The sequence below is a fragment of the Leucothrix pacifica genome (assembly GCF_003172875.1).
In the GTDB taxonomy this organism is placed as follows: domain Bacteria; phylum Pseudomonadota; class Gammaproteobacteria; order Thiotrichales; family Thiotrichaceae; genus Leucothrix; species Leucothrix pacifica.
Window position 1 is genome coordinate 101,571 of record NZ_QGKM01000036.1, and the last position, 17,811, is coordinate 119,381.

Annotated in this window: 18 protein-coding genes; 7 read left to right on the plus strand and 11 right to left on the minus strand. The window is 47.3% G+C overall.

What is annotated here, in order from left to right; genetic code table 11:
• Positions 1–17: 17 nt before the first annotated feature.
• From ispG to DKW60_RS12675, 4 genes are all read left to right on the plus strand, one after another.
• On the plus strand, positions 18–1,241 hold the full coding sequence (ispG, locus tag DKW60_RS12660; protein WP_109838018.1) for a flavodoxin-dependent (E)-4-hydroxy-3-methylbut-2-enyl-diphosphate synthase: 1,224 nt from the start codon (positions 18–20) through the stop codon (positions 1,239–1,241).
• Positions 1,242–1,352: 111 nt separating this feature from the next.
• A complete protein-coding gene (locus DKW60_RS12665) occupies positions 1,353–1,916 on the plus strand; it encodes a hypothetical protein (protein ID WP_109838019.1) in 564 nt (187 codons plus the stop codon).
• A 142-nt stretch (positions 1,917–2,058) separates the two neighbouring features.
• Positions 2,059–2,304, plus strand: coding sequence for an accessory factor UbiK family protein (locus DKW60_RS12670; protein WP_109838020.1), 246 nt, complete (start codon positions 2,059–2,061; stop codon positions 2,302–2,304).
• Positions 2,305–2,366: 62 nt separating this feature from the next.
• A complete protein-coding gene (locus DKW60_RS12675; RefSeq protein WP_109838021.1) occupies positions 2,367–3,563 on the plus strand; it encodes a tetratricopeptide repeat protein in 1,197 nt (398 codons plus the stop codon).
• 64 nt (positions 3,564–3,627) lie between these two features.
• Here DKW60_RS12675 and DKW60_RS12680 read toward each other — a convergent pair whose 3' ends face one another.
• Entirely contained in the window at positions 3,628–5,448 is a 1,821-nt protein-coding gene (locus tag DKW60_RS12680; protein ID WP_109838022.1) for a tetratricopeptide repeat protein, read from the minus strand.
• A gap of 143 nt (positions 5,449–5,591) precedes the next feature.
• Positions 5,592–5,831, minus strand: a complete 240-nt coding sequence (locus DKW60_RS12685) for an HP1242/YdcH family protein (RefSeq protein WP_109838023.1) — start codon at positions 5,829–5,831, stop codon at positions 5,592–5,594.
• A gap of 148 nt (positions 5,832–5,979) precedes the next feature.
• On the opposite strand from DKW60_RS12685, the gene ushA reads away from it, so the two are divergent.
• Positions 5,980–7,632: a bifunctional UDP-sugar hydrolase/5'-nucleotidase UshA gene (ushA, locus tag DKW60_RS12690; RefSeq protein WP_109838024.1), complete on the plus strand. Its 1,653-nt coding sequence runs from the start codon at positions 5,980–5,982 to the stop codon at positions 7,630–7,632.
• Positions 7,633–7,848: 216 nt separating this feature from the next.
• Here ushA and DKW60_RS12695 read toward each other — a convergent pair whose 3' ends face one another.
• Both DKW60_RS12695 and DKW60_RS12700 read right to left on the minus strand, forming a co-directional pair.
• Positions 7,849–8,073: a DUF1289 domain-containing protein gene (locus DKW60_RS12695; protein ID WP_109838025.1), complete on the minus strand. Its 225-nt coding sequence runs from the start codon at positions 8,071–8,073 to the stop codon at positions 7,849–7,851.
• The gene (locus tag DKW60_RS12700) at positions 8,073–8,807 is read right to left on the minus strand and encodes a pyridoxine 5'-phosphate synthase (protein WP_109838026.1); all 735 of its coding nucleotides are present in this window, start codon (positions 8,805–8,807) and stop codon (positions 8,073–8,075) included. Before DKW60_RS12700 ends, DKW60_RS12695 begins: the two co-directional genes overlap by 1 nt.
• A gap of 139 nt (positions 8,808–8,946) precedes the next feature.
• Between DKW60_RS12700 and DKW60_RS12705 the strand changes: the two genes are divergently transcribed.
• Together DKW60_RS12705 and DKW60_RS12710 are read left to right on the plus strand one after the other, a co-directional pair.
• Positions 8,947–9,303 carry a Lin0512 family protein gene (locus tag DKW60_RS12705; protein WP_109838027.1) on the plus strand — a complete coding sequence of 119 codons (357 nt, stop codon included), beginning with the start codon at positions 8,947–8,949 and terminating at the stop codon, positions 9,301–9,303.
• The gene (locus DKW60_RS12710) at positions 9,300–9,662 is read left to right on the plus strand and encodes a Lin0512 family protein (RefSeq protein WP_109838028.1); all 363 of its coding nucleotides are present in this window, start codon (positions 9,300–9,302) and stop codon (positions 9,660–9,662) included. The genes DKW60_RS12705 and DKW60_RS12710 overlap by 4 nt, the downstream gene beginning before the upstream one ends.
• 62 nt (positions 9,663–9,724) lie before the next feature.
• On the opposite strand, the gene DKW60_RS12715 is transcribed toward DKW60_RS12710, so the two are convergent.
• The 7 genes from DKW60_RS12715 to DKW60_RS12745 form a co-directional block, all read right to left on the minus strand.
• The gene (locus DKW60_RS12715; protein WP_109838029.1) at positions 9,725–10,180 is read right to left on the minus strand and encodes a MarR family winged helix-turn-helix transcriptional regulator; all 456 of its coding nucleotides are present in this window, start codon (positions 10,178–10,180) and stop codon (positions 9,725–9,727) included.
• A 73-nt stretch (positions 10,181–10,253) separates the two neighbouring features.
• A complete protein-coding gene (locus tag DKW60_RS12720) occupies positions 10,254–10,889 on the minus strand; it encodes a cytochrome D1 domain-containing protein (protein WP_109838030.1) in 636 nt (211 codons plus the stop codon).
• Positions 10,886–14,275, minus strand: coding sequence for an nSTAND1 domain-containing NTPase (locus DKW60_RS12725; protein ID WP_109838031.1), 3,390 nt, complete (start codon positions 14,273–14,275; stop codon positions 10,886–10,888). The genes DKW60_RS12720 and DKW60_RS12725 overlap by 4 nt, the downstream gene beginning before the upstream one ends.
• Complete coding sequence (locus DKW60_RS12730) at positions 14,272–15,747, minus strand: TIR domain-containing protein (RefSeq protein ID WP_109838032.1); 1,476 nt, start codon at positions 15,745–15,747, stop codon at positions 14,272–14,274. The genes DKW60_RS12725 and DKW60_RS12730 overlap by 4 nt, the downstream gene beginning before the upstream one ends.
• Before the next feature lie 212 nt (positions 15,748–15,959).
• Positions 15,960–16,598 (minus strand): IMPACT family protein, encoded by a 639-nt coding sequence (locus DKW60_RS12735; protein ID WP_181389687.1) that lies wholly within the window; start codon positions 16,596–16,598, stop codon positions 15,960–15,962.
• Positions 16,599–16,660: 62 nt separating this feature from the next.
• Entirely contained in the window at positions 16,661–17,164 is a 504-nt protein-coding gene (locus DKW60_RS12740; protein ID WP_109838034.1) for a hypothetical protein, read from the minus strand.
• Between the two features lie 159 nt (positions 17,165–17,323).
• Entirely contained in the window at positions 17,324–17,725 is a 402-nt protein-coding gene (locus tag DKW60_RS12745; RefSeq protein WP_181389688.1) for a transposase, read from the minus strand.
• Between the last annotated feature and the right edge of the window lie 86 nt (positions 17,726–17,811).

A 17,811-nucleotide genomic window follows, 5' to 3' on the forward strand; every position in this document is an offset into this window, starting at 1 on the left:
CATAAATATAAATAGCCATGCAAACTATACAGCGCCATAAAACTGTTCCTGTCTCTATTGACCACGTTGTCGTGGGTGGAAATGCTCCCGTTGTCGTTCAGTCGATGACCAATACCGACACAGCAGATGTTGTCCGAACAGTGAAACAAGTCGCTGAATTAGCCAAGGCTGGCTCTGAGCTTGTAAGAATCACCGTTAACAACATGGAATCTGCCGAGGCAGTTCCTGAGATTCGTGAAAGGCTGGATAAGATGAATTGCTCAGTCCCACTGGTGGGTGATTTTCATTTTAATGGTCATAAGCTGTTAACAGCAGTACCTGAGTGCGCTCAGGCGTTGGCTAAGTTTCGTATTAATCCGGGTAATGTCGGTCGTGGCCTAAAGCGCGATGAGCAATTTGCCAGTATGATTGAATTTGCTTGTCGTTATGACAAGGCTGTTCGCATCGGCGTGAATTGGGGGTCGCTGGATCAGGAATTACTGGCGTCCATGCTTGACGATAACGCGAAGCTGGCTAAACCCAGAGACTTACTTGCCGTACAACATGATGCTTTGATTGAGTCTGCACTAGGTAGCGCTCAAAAAGCAGAGTCGTATGGTCTGGCGCATGACAAAATCATTATCTCCTGCAAACTCAGTGGCGTTCAGGGGTTGATTCATGCCTATCGTGACCTTGCTTCACGCTGTGACTACCCGTTACATCTCGGCTTAACGGAAGCTGGTATGGGCAGTAAAGGTATTGTGGCATCAACTGCCGCTTTATCCGTCCTTCTACAAGAAGGTATCGGCGACACTATTCGTATCTCACTGACGCCGGAACCGGGCGCACCGCGCGAAAAAGAAGTAGTTGTCGGTCAGGAAATCTTACAAAGCATGGGCCTGCGCTCCTTCACACCGCAAGTGGTCGCTTGCCCCGGCTGTGGTCGCACCAGTAGTGAATATTTCCAGCACTTGGCAGAGGATATCCAGAGCTATCTGCGCCACCAAATGCCAGTTTGGAAGAGCGATTACCCCGGCGTTGAGAGTATGTCAGTTGCTGTAATGGGCTGTGTCGTGAATGGGCCGGGAGAAAGTAAACATGCCAATATCGGCATCAGTTTACCGGGTAACGGAGAAAAGCCTGTCGCACCAGTTTATGAAGATGGTGAGAAGACAGTCACGCTGAAAGGTGAGCACATTGCTGAGGAATTTCAGGTACTTGTGAATCAGTACGTGGAGCGCACTTATTCACCTAAGGTCTGAATAAATCAGTTATACGGTGTAGCCACTCATCCACAAATCCATACTCGGGCCGAACAAAACTGGCTATGATTGTGTCATACCTCAAAAATGATAAGAAAAAGGTAATACACAATGCCCTCACAAAAAAAACACCTCGCACTGCTCCTGTCAGCAGTGTGCTTATGCCCCGCTGTCGCTTCAGCTGAAAGCAACTTTTCCTACGACTTTTATGAGATCGGAATTTCCTCTACCACTGGAAATGATGAGTCATACACTAGCCTGCAGGCCAATGGCTCAATGGAAATTAACAATGACCATTACCTGACAGCAAAGATCAAAACGGATATTGCCGGTGAAGTCACGGCGAACGAAATTGGCGTGGGCATCGGTGCTTACAAATCCAGCTCAGAAGAGACTGACTACTACTCTCAAGCCGGCATTAAACACGGCAAACAAGGTGGCAGCTCTCAACAAACCCTAAATGTTGGTTTTGGTGCCCGTCACCAGATGAGCGATGTTATTGAGCTAAAAGGCGGAATTGATCTGCTATTCTCAACTGACGAGGACTTCTCAGGTGTTAGCGGCAGCATCTCTGCACTCTACGACTACGATGAAAACATGCAAATCGGTGGTGCTGTCACAACCGATGGCGACACCGCAGAAACCAGTTTATTTACACGCATCAAGATGCTTTAACTACCGTCTATCCGCAGTAATCCGGAGCACTAACACAACAGTGTTCCGGACTAAAAACATCATTACAAAATACTCATTTCATTATTCCGCTGATACCCATTAGAATACCAAGGTTACATCTTTTTAACTCTGGGATACTCAAATGGACCCTCTCGATCAGCTGGACACCTTGGCTAAACGCCTATCTTCACTTATCCCCGAGCCACTTCAGGCGACTCAACAAGATATCGAATCTAACCTTCGTTCAGGCCTCGAAAGTGGTTTGCGCAAAATGAATTTGGTGACTCGTGAGGAATTTGATGTGCAATCTGCTGTCCTACTACGCACCAGAGAGAAATTGGAACAATTAGAGAAGCGTGTTGTGGAACTGGAAGCCCACACGAAGTAACTCAACTCTCTAACTGACAAGCCCTTTGTGGCAATAGATAACCTTTAATAAAAGAAATCATTATGAAAAAAATTCTTATTGTTTTGACTGCAGCATTTAGTTTAATGCTCGGTTCTGCCTCATTCGCGGCAGTTGACCCTAATGTTGAATTGAAAAAGGCTTTTCAGGCAAAGGACTATAGAAAAGCCTTTAATATCGCTTCTGACTTTGCCAAAAAAGGCGACAAGTCGGGCCAGTACGTTTTAGGTCAGTTGTACCTTGATGGAAAAGGCGTTGGTAAAAACCCTAAGGTTGGCTTTAGCTGGATTCAAAAAGCAGCGAACCAACACGTTCCAATGGCACAATTCACACTTGCCTCTCTGTACGCAACCGGTACCGGAACAGGCAAAAACATGAAGCAGGCACAGTTATGGTTTAACCGTGCTTCTCAACGTGGTGTTGCTCCGGCAATGCGTGCCTTGGGTATCATGTATGAAAAAGGCGACGGCGTACCAAAGAATATGGGCGCAGCAATGACATGGTATGAAAAAGCAGCTCACAAAGGCATGGTCGATGTACAGATGATGCTTGCAGAGCGCTACCTTAAAGGGATTGGCGTGAAAGCAAACCCTGGTAAAGCCTTTGCATTTGCGACTAAAGCCTCAAGAAGCCCTGCTGCAAAAGTTGATGCGAGCTACTTGCTGGGCCTGATGTATGCATCAGGAAAAGGCATCAAGAAAAACCCACAGCTGGCTTTCCGCAATATGAAAATTGCAGCCGATGCGAATCTTCCACCTGCACAATACAGCTTAGGCTCTATGTACATTCAGGGTGTAGGTACGCAGAAAAACCCGGGCATGGCATTCAAAATGTTCAACCTGGCGGCGCGTAAAAACCTTCCGCTTGCACAGCACAACCTTGGTCTGATGTACCTTCAGGGGCAAGGTACCAAGAAAAACCCTGGCATGGCATTTAACTGGTTAAATAAAGCAGCACAGAAAGGTTTGGCAAAGTCTCAGTTTGTACTTGGAGACTTGTACGTAGATGGTGTTGGCGTCAAAGCTAAGAACCATAAAATGGCAATGAACTGGTACAAGAAAGCGGCAGCTCAAGGGCTACCATCAGCTGAGTACAGCGTCGGTGCAATGTACGCAAATGGCTACGGTGTAAAGCGGGATGTTAATCAGGCACGTATTTGGTTCACCAAAGCGGCCAAGAAAGGCTCAACGCGCGCTAAGCAAGCTATTCAACAACTGAATGTGATGGCACAAAAACGATAAGTACCAAGCTTATAATTTAGCCAAAGAAAAAGCCTCTTAACTGAGGCTTTTTCGTGTCTGGAGGCTAGGCTGGCAAGCGATCCTGAAGCAACATTAACTCGGCAACATGCCGGTAATGCAGGGCTGAGTTTTCCAGTAAAGCCAGATTACGCTGTCCATCAAGAAGCTGGGTAAGCGCCTCAATTAATGCTTGTTGCTCATCTGTTTTCCAGGCTTCATTATCAGCGAGCTGTGACAGTAATTTTCTAACATCAGTGTCGTTATCAGATTGAATCGCCTGCAACACCATGGCACACAGTTGGCCATCACCCTCATTATTCGCGCCGCCATCAACACGATAGGAAACATAGGCTTCAATCGCTTGCTGCCGTGCTTTTTCAGCACCCTCAGCATTATTATTTCCGGCATGAAGCTCGCTTAGAATACTCCACGTCTTCCAAGGCTCAGCCGCGTGGCCAAATTGCTGCCCCAAACTTCCCGCTAGCTCCAATGTTTCCAATGCCAGCTTTGTTTCGCCCTGCTTGCGATAAACATCCGCTAAACGATTCGCTGCTGCCGCTTGACGATATTGATCTCCCGACTCCTCCGCCAGAGTAACCGCTTGTTTGTAGTAGCTGACGGCTTCAGCTAATGAGTCGCTCTGTTCACTTAAACCACCCAGCTCCAGCAATGTACTTATCACACCAACCACATTTTTTTGTGTTGTTAATAAGTCCAGTGCAGCAGTCAGCGCAGCCGATGCATTATCATAGTCTTCATTCACGCGATGTAGCATAGCAATTTGGTGCCAGACATTGACCGCCAACACACCCTCTCCGATTTGCTCAAACACATCTAGTGCGCTCTGATAACCACGCAAGGCATCAGCCGGACGTTTTAACATGCTGTAGACCGCTGCACGCTGCGTTTGCGCAATCCCGGAGCCACGCTGGTCAGGAATCGAGTCGGCTAATTCAATGGCTTTGGAGTAGACAACCTCCGCCGGCACTAACTGACGCTGCGCGAATAAGCACTCACCCTGCTCCATCATGCTTGCAACCATGTAGGATGCGGCAGTTCTGTCTGTCGTAATCTTAGGCTCCAGGATTGCCTGAGCCTGCTCCAGGTAATTCAAGGCCTCCTCACCGGAGCCGCCTCGCTTCAGGACGCGCGCCATCAAGATATTAGCAAAAGCCAAATCTTTATCCGCTCCCTCATAAGCCTCAGTACCTACTTCATGACACTGTTGGAGCAGCGCCTGAGCTGCCCGTGAGGCTGGTAGCATTGAATTCTGAGCAATGAGGCCTTCAACATTTTGTCGCTCCTGATCAAAGCGTACAGGCCCCCAATCACCAAGCAATGCTTCGGCATTCGCCATCCATTGCTTGAGCTGGGTTTTCTCTGCCTCGCAGTCCTGCTTTTCCAGCAAGGTATCCATGCGACGTAATAACTCCAGCACACCGTTTGCATTATCAGCAACCAGATTCGGTGCGGAAGATAATTCAGATAAGTATGCCATCAAATTATCACGCTCCAGTGTACTGAGGCGCTGCGCCATCGCACTGTCTTCAAAGTGCTGTTGATAAAGAAAGCCCAATAATTGGTCCATCGCCGCCAACCAATGCTGATGTGATACCTGCTGCTGTTCAGGACGGGTAGAGGCTTGCAGATGAGTTAATAATTCCGGATCAAAACGGTAATAAGTATGCTCTTTCTCTTCAGCCAGGCCTGCACTAACCACACTATCCATCATAGCCTTGGCTGCCTCGACTGACTCACTGCGGGCAACGTGGCTAATCACCACCAGATTACCGCCTTGTTTGAGCACGGAGAGTTTAGACAATGATGCTTGAATGTCTGCGGGTAAAGCTTGCAGAGCCGAGGTAATAGCTGAGGAGTTTGACATGATAATAGTCTCTTAACGCGTAAGAGGCGCATTATCAGGGGAGAGATAGTCTATTGCAATCGCAGACTGCAGCGCAGCAAATTTCAGGGAAAAAAAGACCCGACAAAGTCGGGCCAAATCACACTTAGGAGGAAACGAAAAGTTTATTCCGCGATAATCATTCGAAACATTTCATCTTTGAGGTGGAGACGCTTCTTCTTGAGCTCCTCAGTAACCTCATCAGAGGGAGTTTCAATGTTTTGCTGAATACGGCGCAGCTCATGATCTAACTCATCGTATTCTTTAAACAGACGAGCGAAGTGATTGTCACTCATCTTTAGATCATGAATGCGAGCTTTGTGCTCTGGAAATTCGTGAATCAGATCGTGATGCTCTGCAAACATTGTGCTGCTCCGTTGTTCTTGTCGATGGATGTATTGTCACACCATGCTCAGCCGCTGTAATTGATTTAGATCAAGTTGGGATAATTTATTCCATTAATAAGGAAAATCATATTAAGATGATACCCTAGTAAAATACTTAGGAGTCGCTATGAAAGTTCGCCCATTCATCCTCCCACTGCTAGCTACCTGCTTTGCATTGAATCCCGCCATCGCCAAAGAATGGCAAGATGACAAGACCTACAAATTCACGATCCTGCACACTAATGACAACCACGGCCGCTTCTGGCACAACCGCCACGGCGAGTATGGAATGCCTGCCCGTTACACAGTGATCAATGCAGTTCGCAGACAAGTAGAAGCTGCAGGTGGTAGCGTATTACTGCTATCAGGTGGCGACATCAACACGGGTGTTCCTGAGTCTGATCTGCAAGATGCCGAGCCTGATTTCGTTGGTATGAAGAAGATGGCTTACGATGCAATGGCACTGGGTAACCATGAATTCGACAACTCACTGGACGTACTGGCTAAGCAGCAAGAATGGGCAGGCTTCCCATTCCTATCTGCAAATATCTACGCAAAAGACAGCGGTGAGCGTATGTTCCAACCGTACACAGTGATCGACAAGCAAGGCATCAAAATTGCCATCATGGGTTTAACCACCGAGGACACTGCCCGAATTGGTAACCCTGAATATTTGGCTAACGTGGAATTCCGCGATCCTAAAGAGGAAGCTAAGTTAGTGGTTGCTGAGCTTCAGGAGGAAGTGAAGCCTGACCTGATCCTCGCTGTGACTCACATGGGGCACTATGACAACGGAATGCATGGTTACAATGCTCCGGGTGATGTCTCTCTTGCTCGCGCACTCCCTGAAGGTGCTGTCACTGCCGTTATCGGCGGACACTCGCAAGAACCATTGTGCATGGAGTCAGAAAATGTGCGCAATGAAAACTACCAAGCCGGTCAAATTTGTAAGCCTGAATACCAAAACGGAACTCACATCATGCAAGCGCATGAGTGGGGTAAGTATGTTGGTCGTGCCGACTTTGAATTTAAAAACGGGGTTGCTGAGCTCAAGTCGTACAGCTTGATTCCAGTCAACCTGAAAAAGAAAGTGAAGGATGCTGAAGGCAACAGTAAGCGTGTCTTTATTGCTAATGAAATTGCCCATAACAAAGAAATGCTGGCACTGCTTGGCCCTTACTTAAACAAAGGTAAAGAGTCGCTAGGTATCAAAGTTGGCAGCACTAGTAAGCTGTTAGTCGGTGAGCGTAATAAAGTACGCTTTGGCCAAACCAATCTGGGACGCCTAATCGCAACTGCACAGATGGAAAAAGCAAAAGCTGATTTGGGTATTATGAACTCAGGTGGTGTGCGTGCTTCTATCGAGACGGGCGATATCACCTATAAGGAAGTACTAACGGTACACCCCTTTGCTAACACACTCACGTCTGTTTCCATGAAAGGTAAAGATCTGCTTGAGTACTTAACTGTAGTTGCTTTGAAACCTACCGACACCGGTGCTTATGCTCAGTTTGCGGGTGTTTCTATGACGGTCGGTAAAGACGCTATCAGTGATGTGAAAATTGGTGGTGAAGCCATAGATCTTGAAAAAGAATATCGCTTCTCATTACCTAGCTTCACGGCAGCCGGTGGTGATGGTTATCCTAAAGTCAGTGACATGGACAGTTTTGTAGATACAGGCTTTGTGGATGCCGATGTTTTGAAAGAGTATCTGGAAAACAACAATCCACTGGATGTGGATGCATTTGAACCGAAGGGTGAAATTGTTTACGTGGATTAATCTTCCGAGGCTAAAACATTGATCTGGCAGCTGTGCCTGTCACCGTTGGCGGATCTTTGAAAATAGCTTTAGCCACTTCATAAAAAGCCTGCAACGATTATTCGAAGCAGGCTTTTTTGTGAATTAAACTTAACCGGACAGTCAATTGCTCAGCCCTAACACCAGACATATTGGGAGGTAGTAAAACTAAAATAAGTGCTTGAGGTCCGTTCCAGATCAACTCGTCGCTGGTTTTCTCTGCTCAACCTTCTCCAGTACTGCAAGCTTCTCCTCACGCGACAAAATCATCCATTCCCGTATTTCATCCATAGTGCGATAGCAACCATCACAAAGACCAGATTCATCATCCAATGTACAAATCATTACACACGGCGATGGCACACTATAATCAAGCTCCGGCTTGGGCGTTTTACGGCGACGCACACGCGCTTCTCTCTCCATTACGCTGATTCCTTACAAATATCCAGATAGTTCGCCACCACCGTTGGCATACCCTGTTCAATACATTCAACAGTTAGCACATGGCCGATGGATACTTCCAGAATCCCCGGAATGGTCAGAAATGTGGCAAGATTATGACTATCAAGATCATGCCCTGCATTGACTTCCAGTTCTAAGCGCTGCGCCTCAGCACTTGCTTCGATGTATTTTTTCAGCACGGCATCCTGCTGAGGGCTTCCGTAGGTACTGGCATATTCTTCCGTATACAACTCAATACGATCAACGCCTGTGTCGGCAACACGTCTGATCTGCTCCAGATCAGGGTCCATAAAAGCAGCTACCCGAATGCCGGATTTTTTTAGGCGATCAGTGACCATTTCCAATAGTTCGTGATGCCATGCTACATCCCAGCCATGATCTGAAGTGAGTTGATCTGCTGCATCTGGCACTAAGGTACACTGATCCGGATTGCACGCTTCTACTAAGTCGAGGAAGTCTTCGGAGGGATAGCCTTCAATATTAAACTCCACGTCCGGATAATCCGCCAGTAGTTTGGCTAAATCCCGCGCATCCTGCCGTGTAATATGTCGCTCATCTTCTCGCGGATGCACGGTAATCCCATGCACACCCAGTGCGATAAATTTTTTCGCAAACTCAACCACATTGGGGAAGTCCCGCCCACGTGAATTACGGAGCAGAGCAATTTTATTCAGATTGACACTAAGCTGGGTCATAACGATGAATTCCTAAATCAGCATTGATAAGTGCATGGTATTCGCTTCGCTGGCAACTAACAATAGCATCGCTAAGCGTGGTTTCAATCCCAGACAGAATCATGCACTATTCAGAATAAGTAACTATAGGAGCAGAATCATGGCACGTAAGCGTATGGTGATCGAAATGGGGATGGGCACAGATCTCCAAGGTCAGAATTACACCAAAGCAGCCGTTCGCGCATTAAAAGATGCGCTGTGGCACAACTCACTAACCATCGCCCCGGCTTTTGGTTTTGATAAGGAACAGATGATTATTGAGGTGACGGTTGGCGTGGCCCAGCCTGATCAGGTTGATACTGACGAGGTTAAAGCAGTCCTTCCCTACGGTCAGGCCACTGTCGAAGCAGTAAAAGGTGGTTTGGATATACCCTCAGACTGCGGCACAAAGACCACTGTTGTAGCTAACGCAGTTGCGGTGGTTTATCTGGACTTTGCAGAGGAGGATGCAGCATGAGTTTACAACGTATTATTTTAGAAATGGGTACCGGTAATGACCTATACGGTGAAGACTACACAAAAGCTGCTGTCAGGGCCGTGCAGGACGCATTACATCACAGCTCTATATCGCTATTTCGCTCTACTGATTTAAACCGTGATGATATGCAGGTAGAAGTGACGATCGGCAGCCAAAAGCCGGAGAATCTGGACGCTGACACTATCGCGAAACAAATTCCCTTTGGCACAGTGAAGGTAAACAGCGTATTTGGTGGACTCAATGTAACTGACCCTGAGCAGGATACCGTGACCGTTATTGCAACGGCTGCCATTGCTGCGCGAATAGAGATCCCTGAGGGTAAGTACAGACCTGCCTAATGACAGACGGGGTTGATCAGCGGGCTGCTCATGACGGAGTAAGCAGATGCTTTACTCGTCTGTCAGTAGCCCGTGGTATCAAAGTGGTGATGCTTTAGCACCTTCTTAATCGTCGCCATAAAGGCCGCGTACTCTTCATCATCAAGGCAAGCGAAGTTGATCTCCGCATTTTTGCTGCCCACACCGTGCAGACTATCCCGCAGCTTCGTTCCTTCCTCTGTTAATTGAACGCTGACCGAGCGCCGGTCTTCTGCACTGGTTATTCTCGACACTAAACTCTTCTGTGTCAGCTTTTCAACGATACGGGACACCGGTGCCTGGTGCATGCCGGCAAAGTGCGCAAGGTCATTTATCGATATGCCTGGTCGCTCACTGAGTATTGAAATAATGATCCACTCTGACACAGCGATGCCTGCTTCGGCATCCTTTAACAAAGCCTGCAAGTTATTATTGAGTGAAGCGTTCAAACAACGAAGCCAAAACCCGGGTAATGAATGCAAACGTAATGGTTTAGACATAATTTATCCCCAAATATTGTCGGTATATCCAAATACTACACCACATTTCACTCCAGGCTGTGACAAAATGTTCTTAATCACGCTCACGGAAGCTAAAGTCATAGGCGGCAACCTGTCTTTTTTCTGACCCTTTAGACTTTAGAGGCACCGAAAAACGGCAACCAGTGTCAGTGCATTGCTGAGAAAAATTCAAGCCTGATATACCGTTACCGCTGTAAGAAGGTGTTTTTAAGTTGAACAATAATTGATTCGCTGACATATCAAAGGCCTGTAACTCAACTGCATCATCAACAGTATTTCCAATGGTCATTAGTACGTTGGCTTGGGGTATAAATTTGCCATTAATAACAGTTTGTGTGCGGGAATTCAGGCTATATATCTCCTCTTTCAATATATCTGAGCCATCCAACGCATAGCGATTAACGCGCCCACCATGGCCTATCGCGACCAGATAACTATAGTCCGGTGCAAAAATCGCTTCGTGTAAAGCATATCCGGTTTCGATCTTTGATAATACCTCCCCATCCGGTAAACCATTGTCCGCTAGCCGCCAGTTGCTAATCTGTCGTTTACTCGTTGCCAGCAGGTAGCGACTATCTTCAGAAATTGACACAGACAGTAACGGCGCTGGTTGCAGCTCCGCACTATTATCAAGTAATTGCGTATGCAGCACCTTCGAGTAAAGAATACCAGCGTCAATATTGTTCATATCAACAAGCGCAACGGTGCCATTAGCAGCGGCACTGTACAGATAGGGTTAAACGTCATTCCCTGAATCCAGTTCATTTGCCCTTCAACACTGCCCTCAGCCGATAAACCTGTTAGCTCTGAATAACGCCAGAAACTCAATTTCCAACCGAGATGTCGTTCCTGCGTGAGTGCTACCAATTGCTGTGTTTTTGGATTAAACAACAACTCCTCAACAGGGCCTGTACCTACCTGCTTTTCTATAATGGGTAGTGGTGTGCCGATTCTATAAAGCTGCATAATACCGTCATTCAGTCCGACTGCCAGCAATGAGCCATCAGCAGATAATGCTGTGCTCTCGGGTGAGCCTTGGGCAATTGGAATTAACTGCGTCCACGGTAAATTGGTTCGCCATTGCAATAATGAGCCATCTTTACCCGGCGAATAGAGCTGGCGTCGATTCTGGTCATAAGCCAGCCTGCTGACAGCGACTTCGGCCTCGTGACCGTTGAACACCGCCAATAACACCTGATATTTCTCTTTTGCGCTGACTTTCCAGAAGCGCATGGTTTTGTCTTGCCCAGCTGTCACCAGGCGCTCTATGCCGAACTGATCTTCAACCCACTGCAAACTAAACAACACACCTTGATGCTCCGTAAAGAATGAGTGCAGTAACTTCCCTTGCTGCCAGTCCCAGATAAACACTTGCTTACCTGCCGCCGTTGCCAATAACTTACGATCCTTTGAAAAGCTCATACCCAACACAGAGGTTGGATGTCTTAGTGGTTGCAGTATCGAGACGGCCTGATCGTCACTGTCTAGCGCCCAAAAGCGAACCGACCCATCATGCGAAGCACTGGCGAGAACATCTTGCGATGCAAAGCTCAATCCGCCTTCAGAGATTTGGCTATTGTGCTCTTTGCCCGTCCACACTAGAGATAAATAACCCGGCTCCAACTTCCATAAACTCACCATGCCAGGGTTGCCGACATAACCTACTGCCAGGTATTGACCGTCAGGACTGTAAGTAATCGCCTTAGCACGCTTCACGCCCTCTAGCTTTTGACTGAGGTAAAAGACAGGTTCTTTCGCTAATAAATCCGGATTACCGGAGCCACGACCATGCTCTTCGTTTGGCCACTGCCAGAGAATAATCTGACCGGCATCATCGACCGTTGCAAAACCATCTCCAGAGGGACTAACGGCAATATCCTGAATAGTCTCTGTATCGACTGGCATGCGGCGACCTTCAGGGGTTGTCACTTGCAAGCGATATTTCAGCGCCATTTCACCTTGTTTATTGATGAAAATCCAACCATCCTCACCCACACTAATCAGAGCATTTCGCTTGGTATCAATCGCCGCCGAATACAACGGTGTATTCACTTTTTCATACCATAGGCTGGGTGATAAGCCGCTGATTTCTAGCTTACGCTGCATCAGCTTTAACTGGTAATCCAGATAATCTGCACTTTTATCGCGCCATATTTCAGCATCTAAAAGGGCTTTGCGTGCTTCTGGATAACGCTCATTTTGCATGAATAAACGCGCCTGTATAATTAACGACTCATACAAGGTCTTGTCATAGACTGATTGCCTCCCCTCTTCAACATCAGCCGCGGTGCTGCCGTAGGATTCGATAGCCTTGGATTTGATTTCTACCGCCTCCGCGAGGTAGCGAAGGTCTTCATATTTTCGCTCCAGATCCTGTTGAATCACCGACTCCTGATTCAGGGCTTGCTTTGTTTCCTCAGCAACAGCCTGAGCCTTGATAACCTGTTCAGATTTCTCCTCAACTAGTGCCTCCGCCTGTCTGACTTGGTCAACGCTCTCTTGCACTCTGACCTTAGCTTCTGCAACCTTCTTTTCATTGCTGATCGCCGCCATCCAGCCAAACACGGCAGCCCCAACTGCAATAACAAATCCGAGTAGTGTTGTCATAAGTGCCCGACGACTTTTGGCACGAAGTTGCTCTTGCTTTTGTTCCTCAGCTGTTCGCTTTGCCTGCACACTTTTTTCCAAAAAGGCCATCACGCTCTGAAAGTTGTCACCGTAGCGCTGCGACCAGTTCGCAGACGGTTTTTCAGTTTCACGCCAGTGCAATGCAATCTCAAGCTCAGGCGAGGACAACAAGGCTGCCTCACCCTGCTGATACCTCAGCGCAGTATTCTCGAGGCGCTGATATAACAAACCATGTTCGGCCTCAGCATCTACCCAATCATTCAGGCGTTTCCACTGACGAATCAAACTTTCATGCGTGATATCAATCACGGTGTTGTCTTTTAGCTCAACGGACAAGGGAGGCATCAGGAAATGACGCCCTGACCGACGAAACACATTGATCATTTCCAGCATATTTTCACGGGTAGCATTCGGCAGGTTGAGCGCTTCACCAAATGTAACCGGGCGTCGTATGCTATGCCCTTCAGGGGTCTTTTCTGTAAGTAATCGGAATAACTGCCCGGCGAGTGCTTGCTGGGATTCATCTAACTCATCCCACGCCTCTTCCAGATGATCATTAAGCATGCGCTGTAAGCCACCGGTTGCTTCATACTCTTCCAGCGTCAGCACTTTATCTTCATCATGCTCCCACAAGCGCATTAAGGCATGTTGCAATAACGGCAACTGATCCATTGCCTGCCCTGCATCATTAAGCAATCGATTGGTTAATTCAGGCGTGACGCTTCCGTCAAATACCCGGGCCGGAAAGGTGATCGCATCAGCCAATTGATCCCGGTCCAGACTGGGGGTGAGATACAGCCCTTGATTGATTGCTTCCGGTAGTCCGTGAAAAGCCACACAATTGCCCAGAAACTCTGAGCGCATGGTAATCGAGGTATAGACTTGAGGATGGTGGCAGGCACTTAGCATTAAATTAACAAATTCACCTGCTTCATTACTGGCATGACGCCGATAGCGGAAGATTTCTTCGAATTGATCCACTAACAGTAATATCGCACTGCCTTCCGGCAAGGCCAGATCATTCAACAATTCATGCATGCTTTGTGGGCCACGCTGCAAGCTGGCCTGAAGAAAATACTGCGCTTCATCTTTCCATTGGTCACTGCCTGACTCACTATGTGCCGGAAACCATCGCTGATAATGTTCTGCGAATAGCCGGTCATTGAGGAGCGCTTTAGCCAACGCCAGAAATGGCGAGCTTCCCGGCTTCATATCCGCTACCAACCAATTGGCACCCGCTTTACACATAAAGCCACTATCCAGCGCTGACAGCACTCCAGTGCGTACTAAGGATGATTTACCGCAGCCTGAAGGACCAAGCACCGCTAAGAAGTGACTATGTTGTAGCTTTTCCAGTATTTCATCGATCTGACGTTCACGACCGAAGAAGATATCAATTTCATCGCGCCAGAATGCGCGTAATCCGGGGTAAGGTCGCTGGCTCATACAGACTCTCCGTCTAAGAAGGCTTCAACACACTCAGCCGGGAATGGACTGGTGCAACGCAATAGACGTAAATCTTTTGCCATTGCACTGAGGTTTTCATCCTGATTATTGGGGGAAATACAAATGGCCGTTGGCAGAGACTTTTCACGCTGAGCGCGCATACGCCAACTCTGCATCAAAAACTGCCGTATTTGGGTGAGCGGGCTACTGTCGTACAGTAATAACAAAGCATCACAGTAACGCATGTTCTGTTCCATATCCCGTCGTATATCTGCCGGCTTGCTTTTTTCATCAGGCGTTAGCGGGAGCAAACAAAAGTGGCCATGTGCGCTGAGTTGTTTGGAAACTTTCTCACCCAAAGCACGATCTTCATTCCCAACGTTGATGAAGATAATTTTCTGCTCCTCATCCGGTACAACCTCCGCAGCCTCTTCCACTATCGGAGGTAATAGCTTTTTCATGAAGTATTGTTGGAAGTTGACTAAGTCTGACGCCATCACGTGTTGGCCTCGTAATAGCTTGCTGTGTTCTTCATCCGTAATAGATGTGACATCAAGCTCAGATGAACGCCATTGCATCACCTCTATATTTTGCTTCTTGGCAATCTGGTACTGCGCATTGACCAGCCCCATATTTGAGCTGCCGTCTAACAGCTGTACGAAACACTGACTGAGTGCCAAATCAGCTTCCATTTCTTGCTCAAAGGTACTGTAATTAATACGATTATTGGCGGGCAGTACTGCAATCTGATGCTGCCCTAACACCCTAATCAAGTCATTACGCTCTAACTTTAAGGTATCCGGAACAGGAGCTACGTAAACAGTGACACGCTTCACACTCCCCTCTGACGCCACTGAAATAACGTCAGCCGGATCACTAATACTTGCCATATCATCATTATCAGAACCTGGCAAATCGACACTGACGGCCTCTTTCTTACGGAGTTGCTTTAAGCAACGCACCAGTTGAATCGCCATATCTTCAACCTGACGATAATATTCAGCACGGTAGCTAATCATTGCCGGTGTTCCCAGTGTTCTTGTGACGCCTTTTTGTTGCTTATCCGCAGCCCAGAAAGCATAGCCCTTCAAATCTGAAAGCACGCGTGGACGCTCATCTTCAGCAAGCTTATCGCGCTCAACAACAAAAACTCTGCCAGAATTAACACCATGTGTTTTCACAAAGGTTGCCAGTTCATCCAAACACCATGTGGACGAGACATAACCCGGCGACAGAATAAGTACAAAGATCTGCGAAGCTTTAACGGTCTCAATAATCTCCGGTGTCAGTGGTTTGTTACCAGACAACTCCGGATCGCGCCAGAGCGAGTAATGCTCTCGACGACCCAGCTTTTGCAACAGATAAACTTCCAGCGTAGAGATAAATTGAGTTACCCAACCTTGGGTTTCACCAGGTAGCACTTCATTATCAACATGGGCGTAGCTGACAAAAATATCATGAGACTTACTCATAATAGCTCCAGTGAATATTGGTATAAGAATAAATTGCTGGCTTTAGTTGTCAGTGCAACTGAAGTCTGCCGGGGTACTTAAGAAACATAGCCCATTTCATTCGCTTTCACCAGCATTTGACTATTTAACAATCACACAAAATCATACAGGGACTTATTTTCGGGTAATGGCTGCATCATAATTTTTACTAATCACAAGCCCTCTTGCCGACACTAGAGGCTCGCTTCAAGACCATCCGGCAACATCAGGCGAATTCGCCCACCGACCTGCGTTTTCAATCTATCGTAGAGATCGAGTATGTCTGCGTCCGGGACCTGCAAACAAACGGATACGGCTTCGCCATAGTTGGTTTCACTGGATTGTAGTTTCATGTCGGCAAACATAGCCTCGACACTTGAGGTATCGGAGTAATCGTACTCCAGCCACAATGGCAAGGTTGGGATAACAGTCCGTAGAGGAGCACGATCAAGCAATTGAGCCACTGCACCACCATAAGCTCGCATTAGTCCGCCCACACCGAGCTTGGTACCGCCAAAATAACGAACCACGACAACGATAATATCGAAGACTTCCCTACCCTGCAGTTGACTGAGCATCGGACGCCCCGCCGAACCGCCAGGCTCTCCGTCATCACTAAAACGAACTCGCTCAGCCTCACGCAATTGATAGGCCCAACAATGGTGACGTGCATCGGGATAGCGCTGTCTGATGGACTCAATAAATACCATAGCCGCTTCTTCATCCGTACCGACTGCTTGAGCGTGTGCAATAAAACGCGAATGCTTTATCGGCTCTATCTCAAACTCAAAGGTCTCAGCAATGGTGGTGTAGGGTTTTCGTAGTGACTGCAAGGTATATCCATGATTTATTCATGAGATGTCCATAGTGCTACATGCGAATACCTTTGCCAATATTAATGCGTAGAATATTGTACTCGTTGAGTACCACAGAATGGGCAGTTCACATCACGATTTCCAACCGTTTCACTGACTAAGATACGCCCGTTACAACGGGTACAAGATTCTATAATCCCTTCCTGCTTGATCGCTTCACGATTGCCGTAGAAACCTTCATCAGAATCATAGACAAGGTTTATGGCATCTTGTTGGATTAATCTGAGCACATTTAGCCTTGCCTGCTCTTCTTGTAAGCCGAGGAATCGTGCCAGTTCAGGCATATAGAAACGTTTATTTTTGTTCATGAACTGGTGCATTTGCTGCTGAACTTTTAGTTGAGTCTGCTTAGCGCTGGAGCAAAGCAGCCATCCCACAATGCCAGAGATTGCGGCAACAGCCAGGAATAACAGCATGACGATTATGCCGTCAGATTCAGAAACGGCACGCATGACAATAGCCAACGCTCCAAAGAACAGTGAAATCAACAGGAATGTTTTCCCGGATTTGCTCTGACAATTCATGATCACCTCCTCATAAATGACTGCTCATTATATTGATCTTCAATACTAATCTTGTCAAAAACAATAGGATAAACGCGGTCATTGCGAATTGCAGGCAATAAAAAACCGGGCAATAGCCATTGCCCGGTCAAAACTCCACGGAGTAGGTGGACTTAAACTTTAGTGTAAGGTCGGTAGTGAGCGCGCCAATGCGGCACACATCAACTTGCAGCCGCTCGGGCCAACTTCACGACGCCAGATACTGAGCTGTGAAGGATGTAGCGGGAATGTATCTTTTAAGGTTTCTTCACCACAGAAATGCTGCCATTCCGGTGATTTTTCCCAACGCTTAATCAGCTCTTTGCAACTGATGTCTTCTTTAGCCTGAAGGTACAACAGGCCAAATAGCAAGCGCGGCGAGGGTGCATTGCCCTCCTGAAACTTGTTGTAATACTGCTCACTCAGCAACTCCCAGTCGATCAAACGAGCCAGACGAATTAATTTATCGTCAGGGTCAACGACATCACGAAGCTTGGTAGACGCTGTGTAACTATATGATATTGCACTTTGGGGGGTACTCATAAACTCTCTCTCCATTTTGGTCTCAAGTGCTTTTGACTAAGTCAAAAGCGTTCAGTCAGTTGAAGAGTTATTATTCAGTATGCCAC

Excerpts from the sequence above, each read along its gene's own strand:
- ispG (WP_109838018.1), top strand. The coding sequence starts at position 18 with ATGCAAACTATACAGCGCCATAAAACTGTTCCTGTCTCTATTGACCAC.
- DKW60_RS12665 (WP_109838019.1), top strand. The coding sequence starts at position 1,353 with ATGCCCTCACAAAAAAAACACCTCGCACTGCTCCTGTCAGCAGTGTGC.
- DKW60_RS12670 (WP_109838020.1), top strand. The coding sequence starts at position 2,059 with ATGGACCCTCTCGATCAGCTGGACACCTTGGCTAAACGCCTATCTTCA.
- DKW60_RS12675 (WP_109838021.1), top strand. The coding sequence starts at position 2,367 with ATGAAAAAAATTCTTATTGTTTTGACTGCAGCATTTAGTTTAATGCTC.
- DKW60_RS12680 (WP_109838022.1), bottom strand. The coding sequence starts at position 5,448 with ATGTCAAACTCCTCAGCTATTACCTCGGCTCTGCAAGCTTTACCCGCA.
- DKW60_RS12685 (WP_109838023.1), bottom strand. The coding sequence starts at position 5,831 with ATGTTTGCAGAGCATCACGATCTGATTCACGAATTTCCAGAGCACAAA.
- ushA (WP_109838024.1), top strand. The coding sequence starts at position 5,980 with ATGAAAGTTCGCCCATTCATCCTCCCACTGCTAGCTACCTGCTTTGCA.
- DKW60_RS12695 (WP_109838025.1), bottom strand. The coding sequence starts at position 8,073 with ATGGAGAGAGAAGCGCGTGTGCGTCGCCGTAAAACGCCCAAGCCGGAG.
- DKW60_RS12700 (WP_109838026.1), bottom strand. The coding sequence starts at position 8,807 with ATGACCCAGCTTAGTGTCAATCTGAATAAAATTGCTCTGCTCCGTAAT.
- DKW60_RS12705 (WP_109838027.1), top strand. The coding sequence starts at position 8,947 with ATGGCACGTAAGCGTATGGTGATCGAAATGGGGATGGGCACAGATCTC.
- DKW60_RS12710 (WP_109838028.1), top strand. The coding sequence starts at position 9,300 with ATGAGTTTACAACGTATTATTTTAGAAATGGGTACCGGTAATGACCTA.
- DKW60_RS12715 (WP_109838029.1), bottom strand. The coding sequence starts at position 10,180 with ATGTCTAAACCATTACGTTTGCATTCATTACCCGGGTTTTGGCTTCGT.
- DKW60_RS12720 (WP_109838030.1), bottom strand. The coding sequence starts at position 10,889 with ATGAACAATATTGACGCTGGTATTCTTTACTCGAAGGTGCTGCATACG.
- DKW60_RS12725 (WP_109838031.1), bottom strand. The coding sequence starts at position 14,275 with ATGAGCCAGCGACCTTACCCCGGATTACGCGCATTCTGGCGCGATGAA.
- DKW60_RS12730 (WP_109838032.1), bottom strand. The coding sequence starts at position 15,747 with ATGAGTAAGTCTCATGATATTTTTGTCAGCTACGCCCATGTTGATAAT.
- DKW60_RS12740 (WP_109838034.1), bottom strand. The coding sequence starts at position 17,164 with ATGAATTGTCAGAGCAAATCCGGGAAAACATTCCTGTTGATTTCACTG.
- DKW60_RS12745 (WP_181389688.1), bottom strand. The coding sequence starts at position 17,725 with ATGAGTACCCCCCAAAGTGCAATATCATATAGTTACACAGCGTCTACC.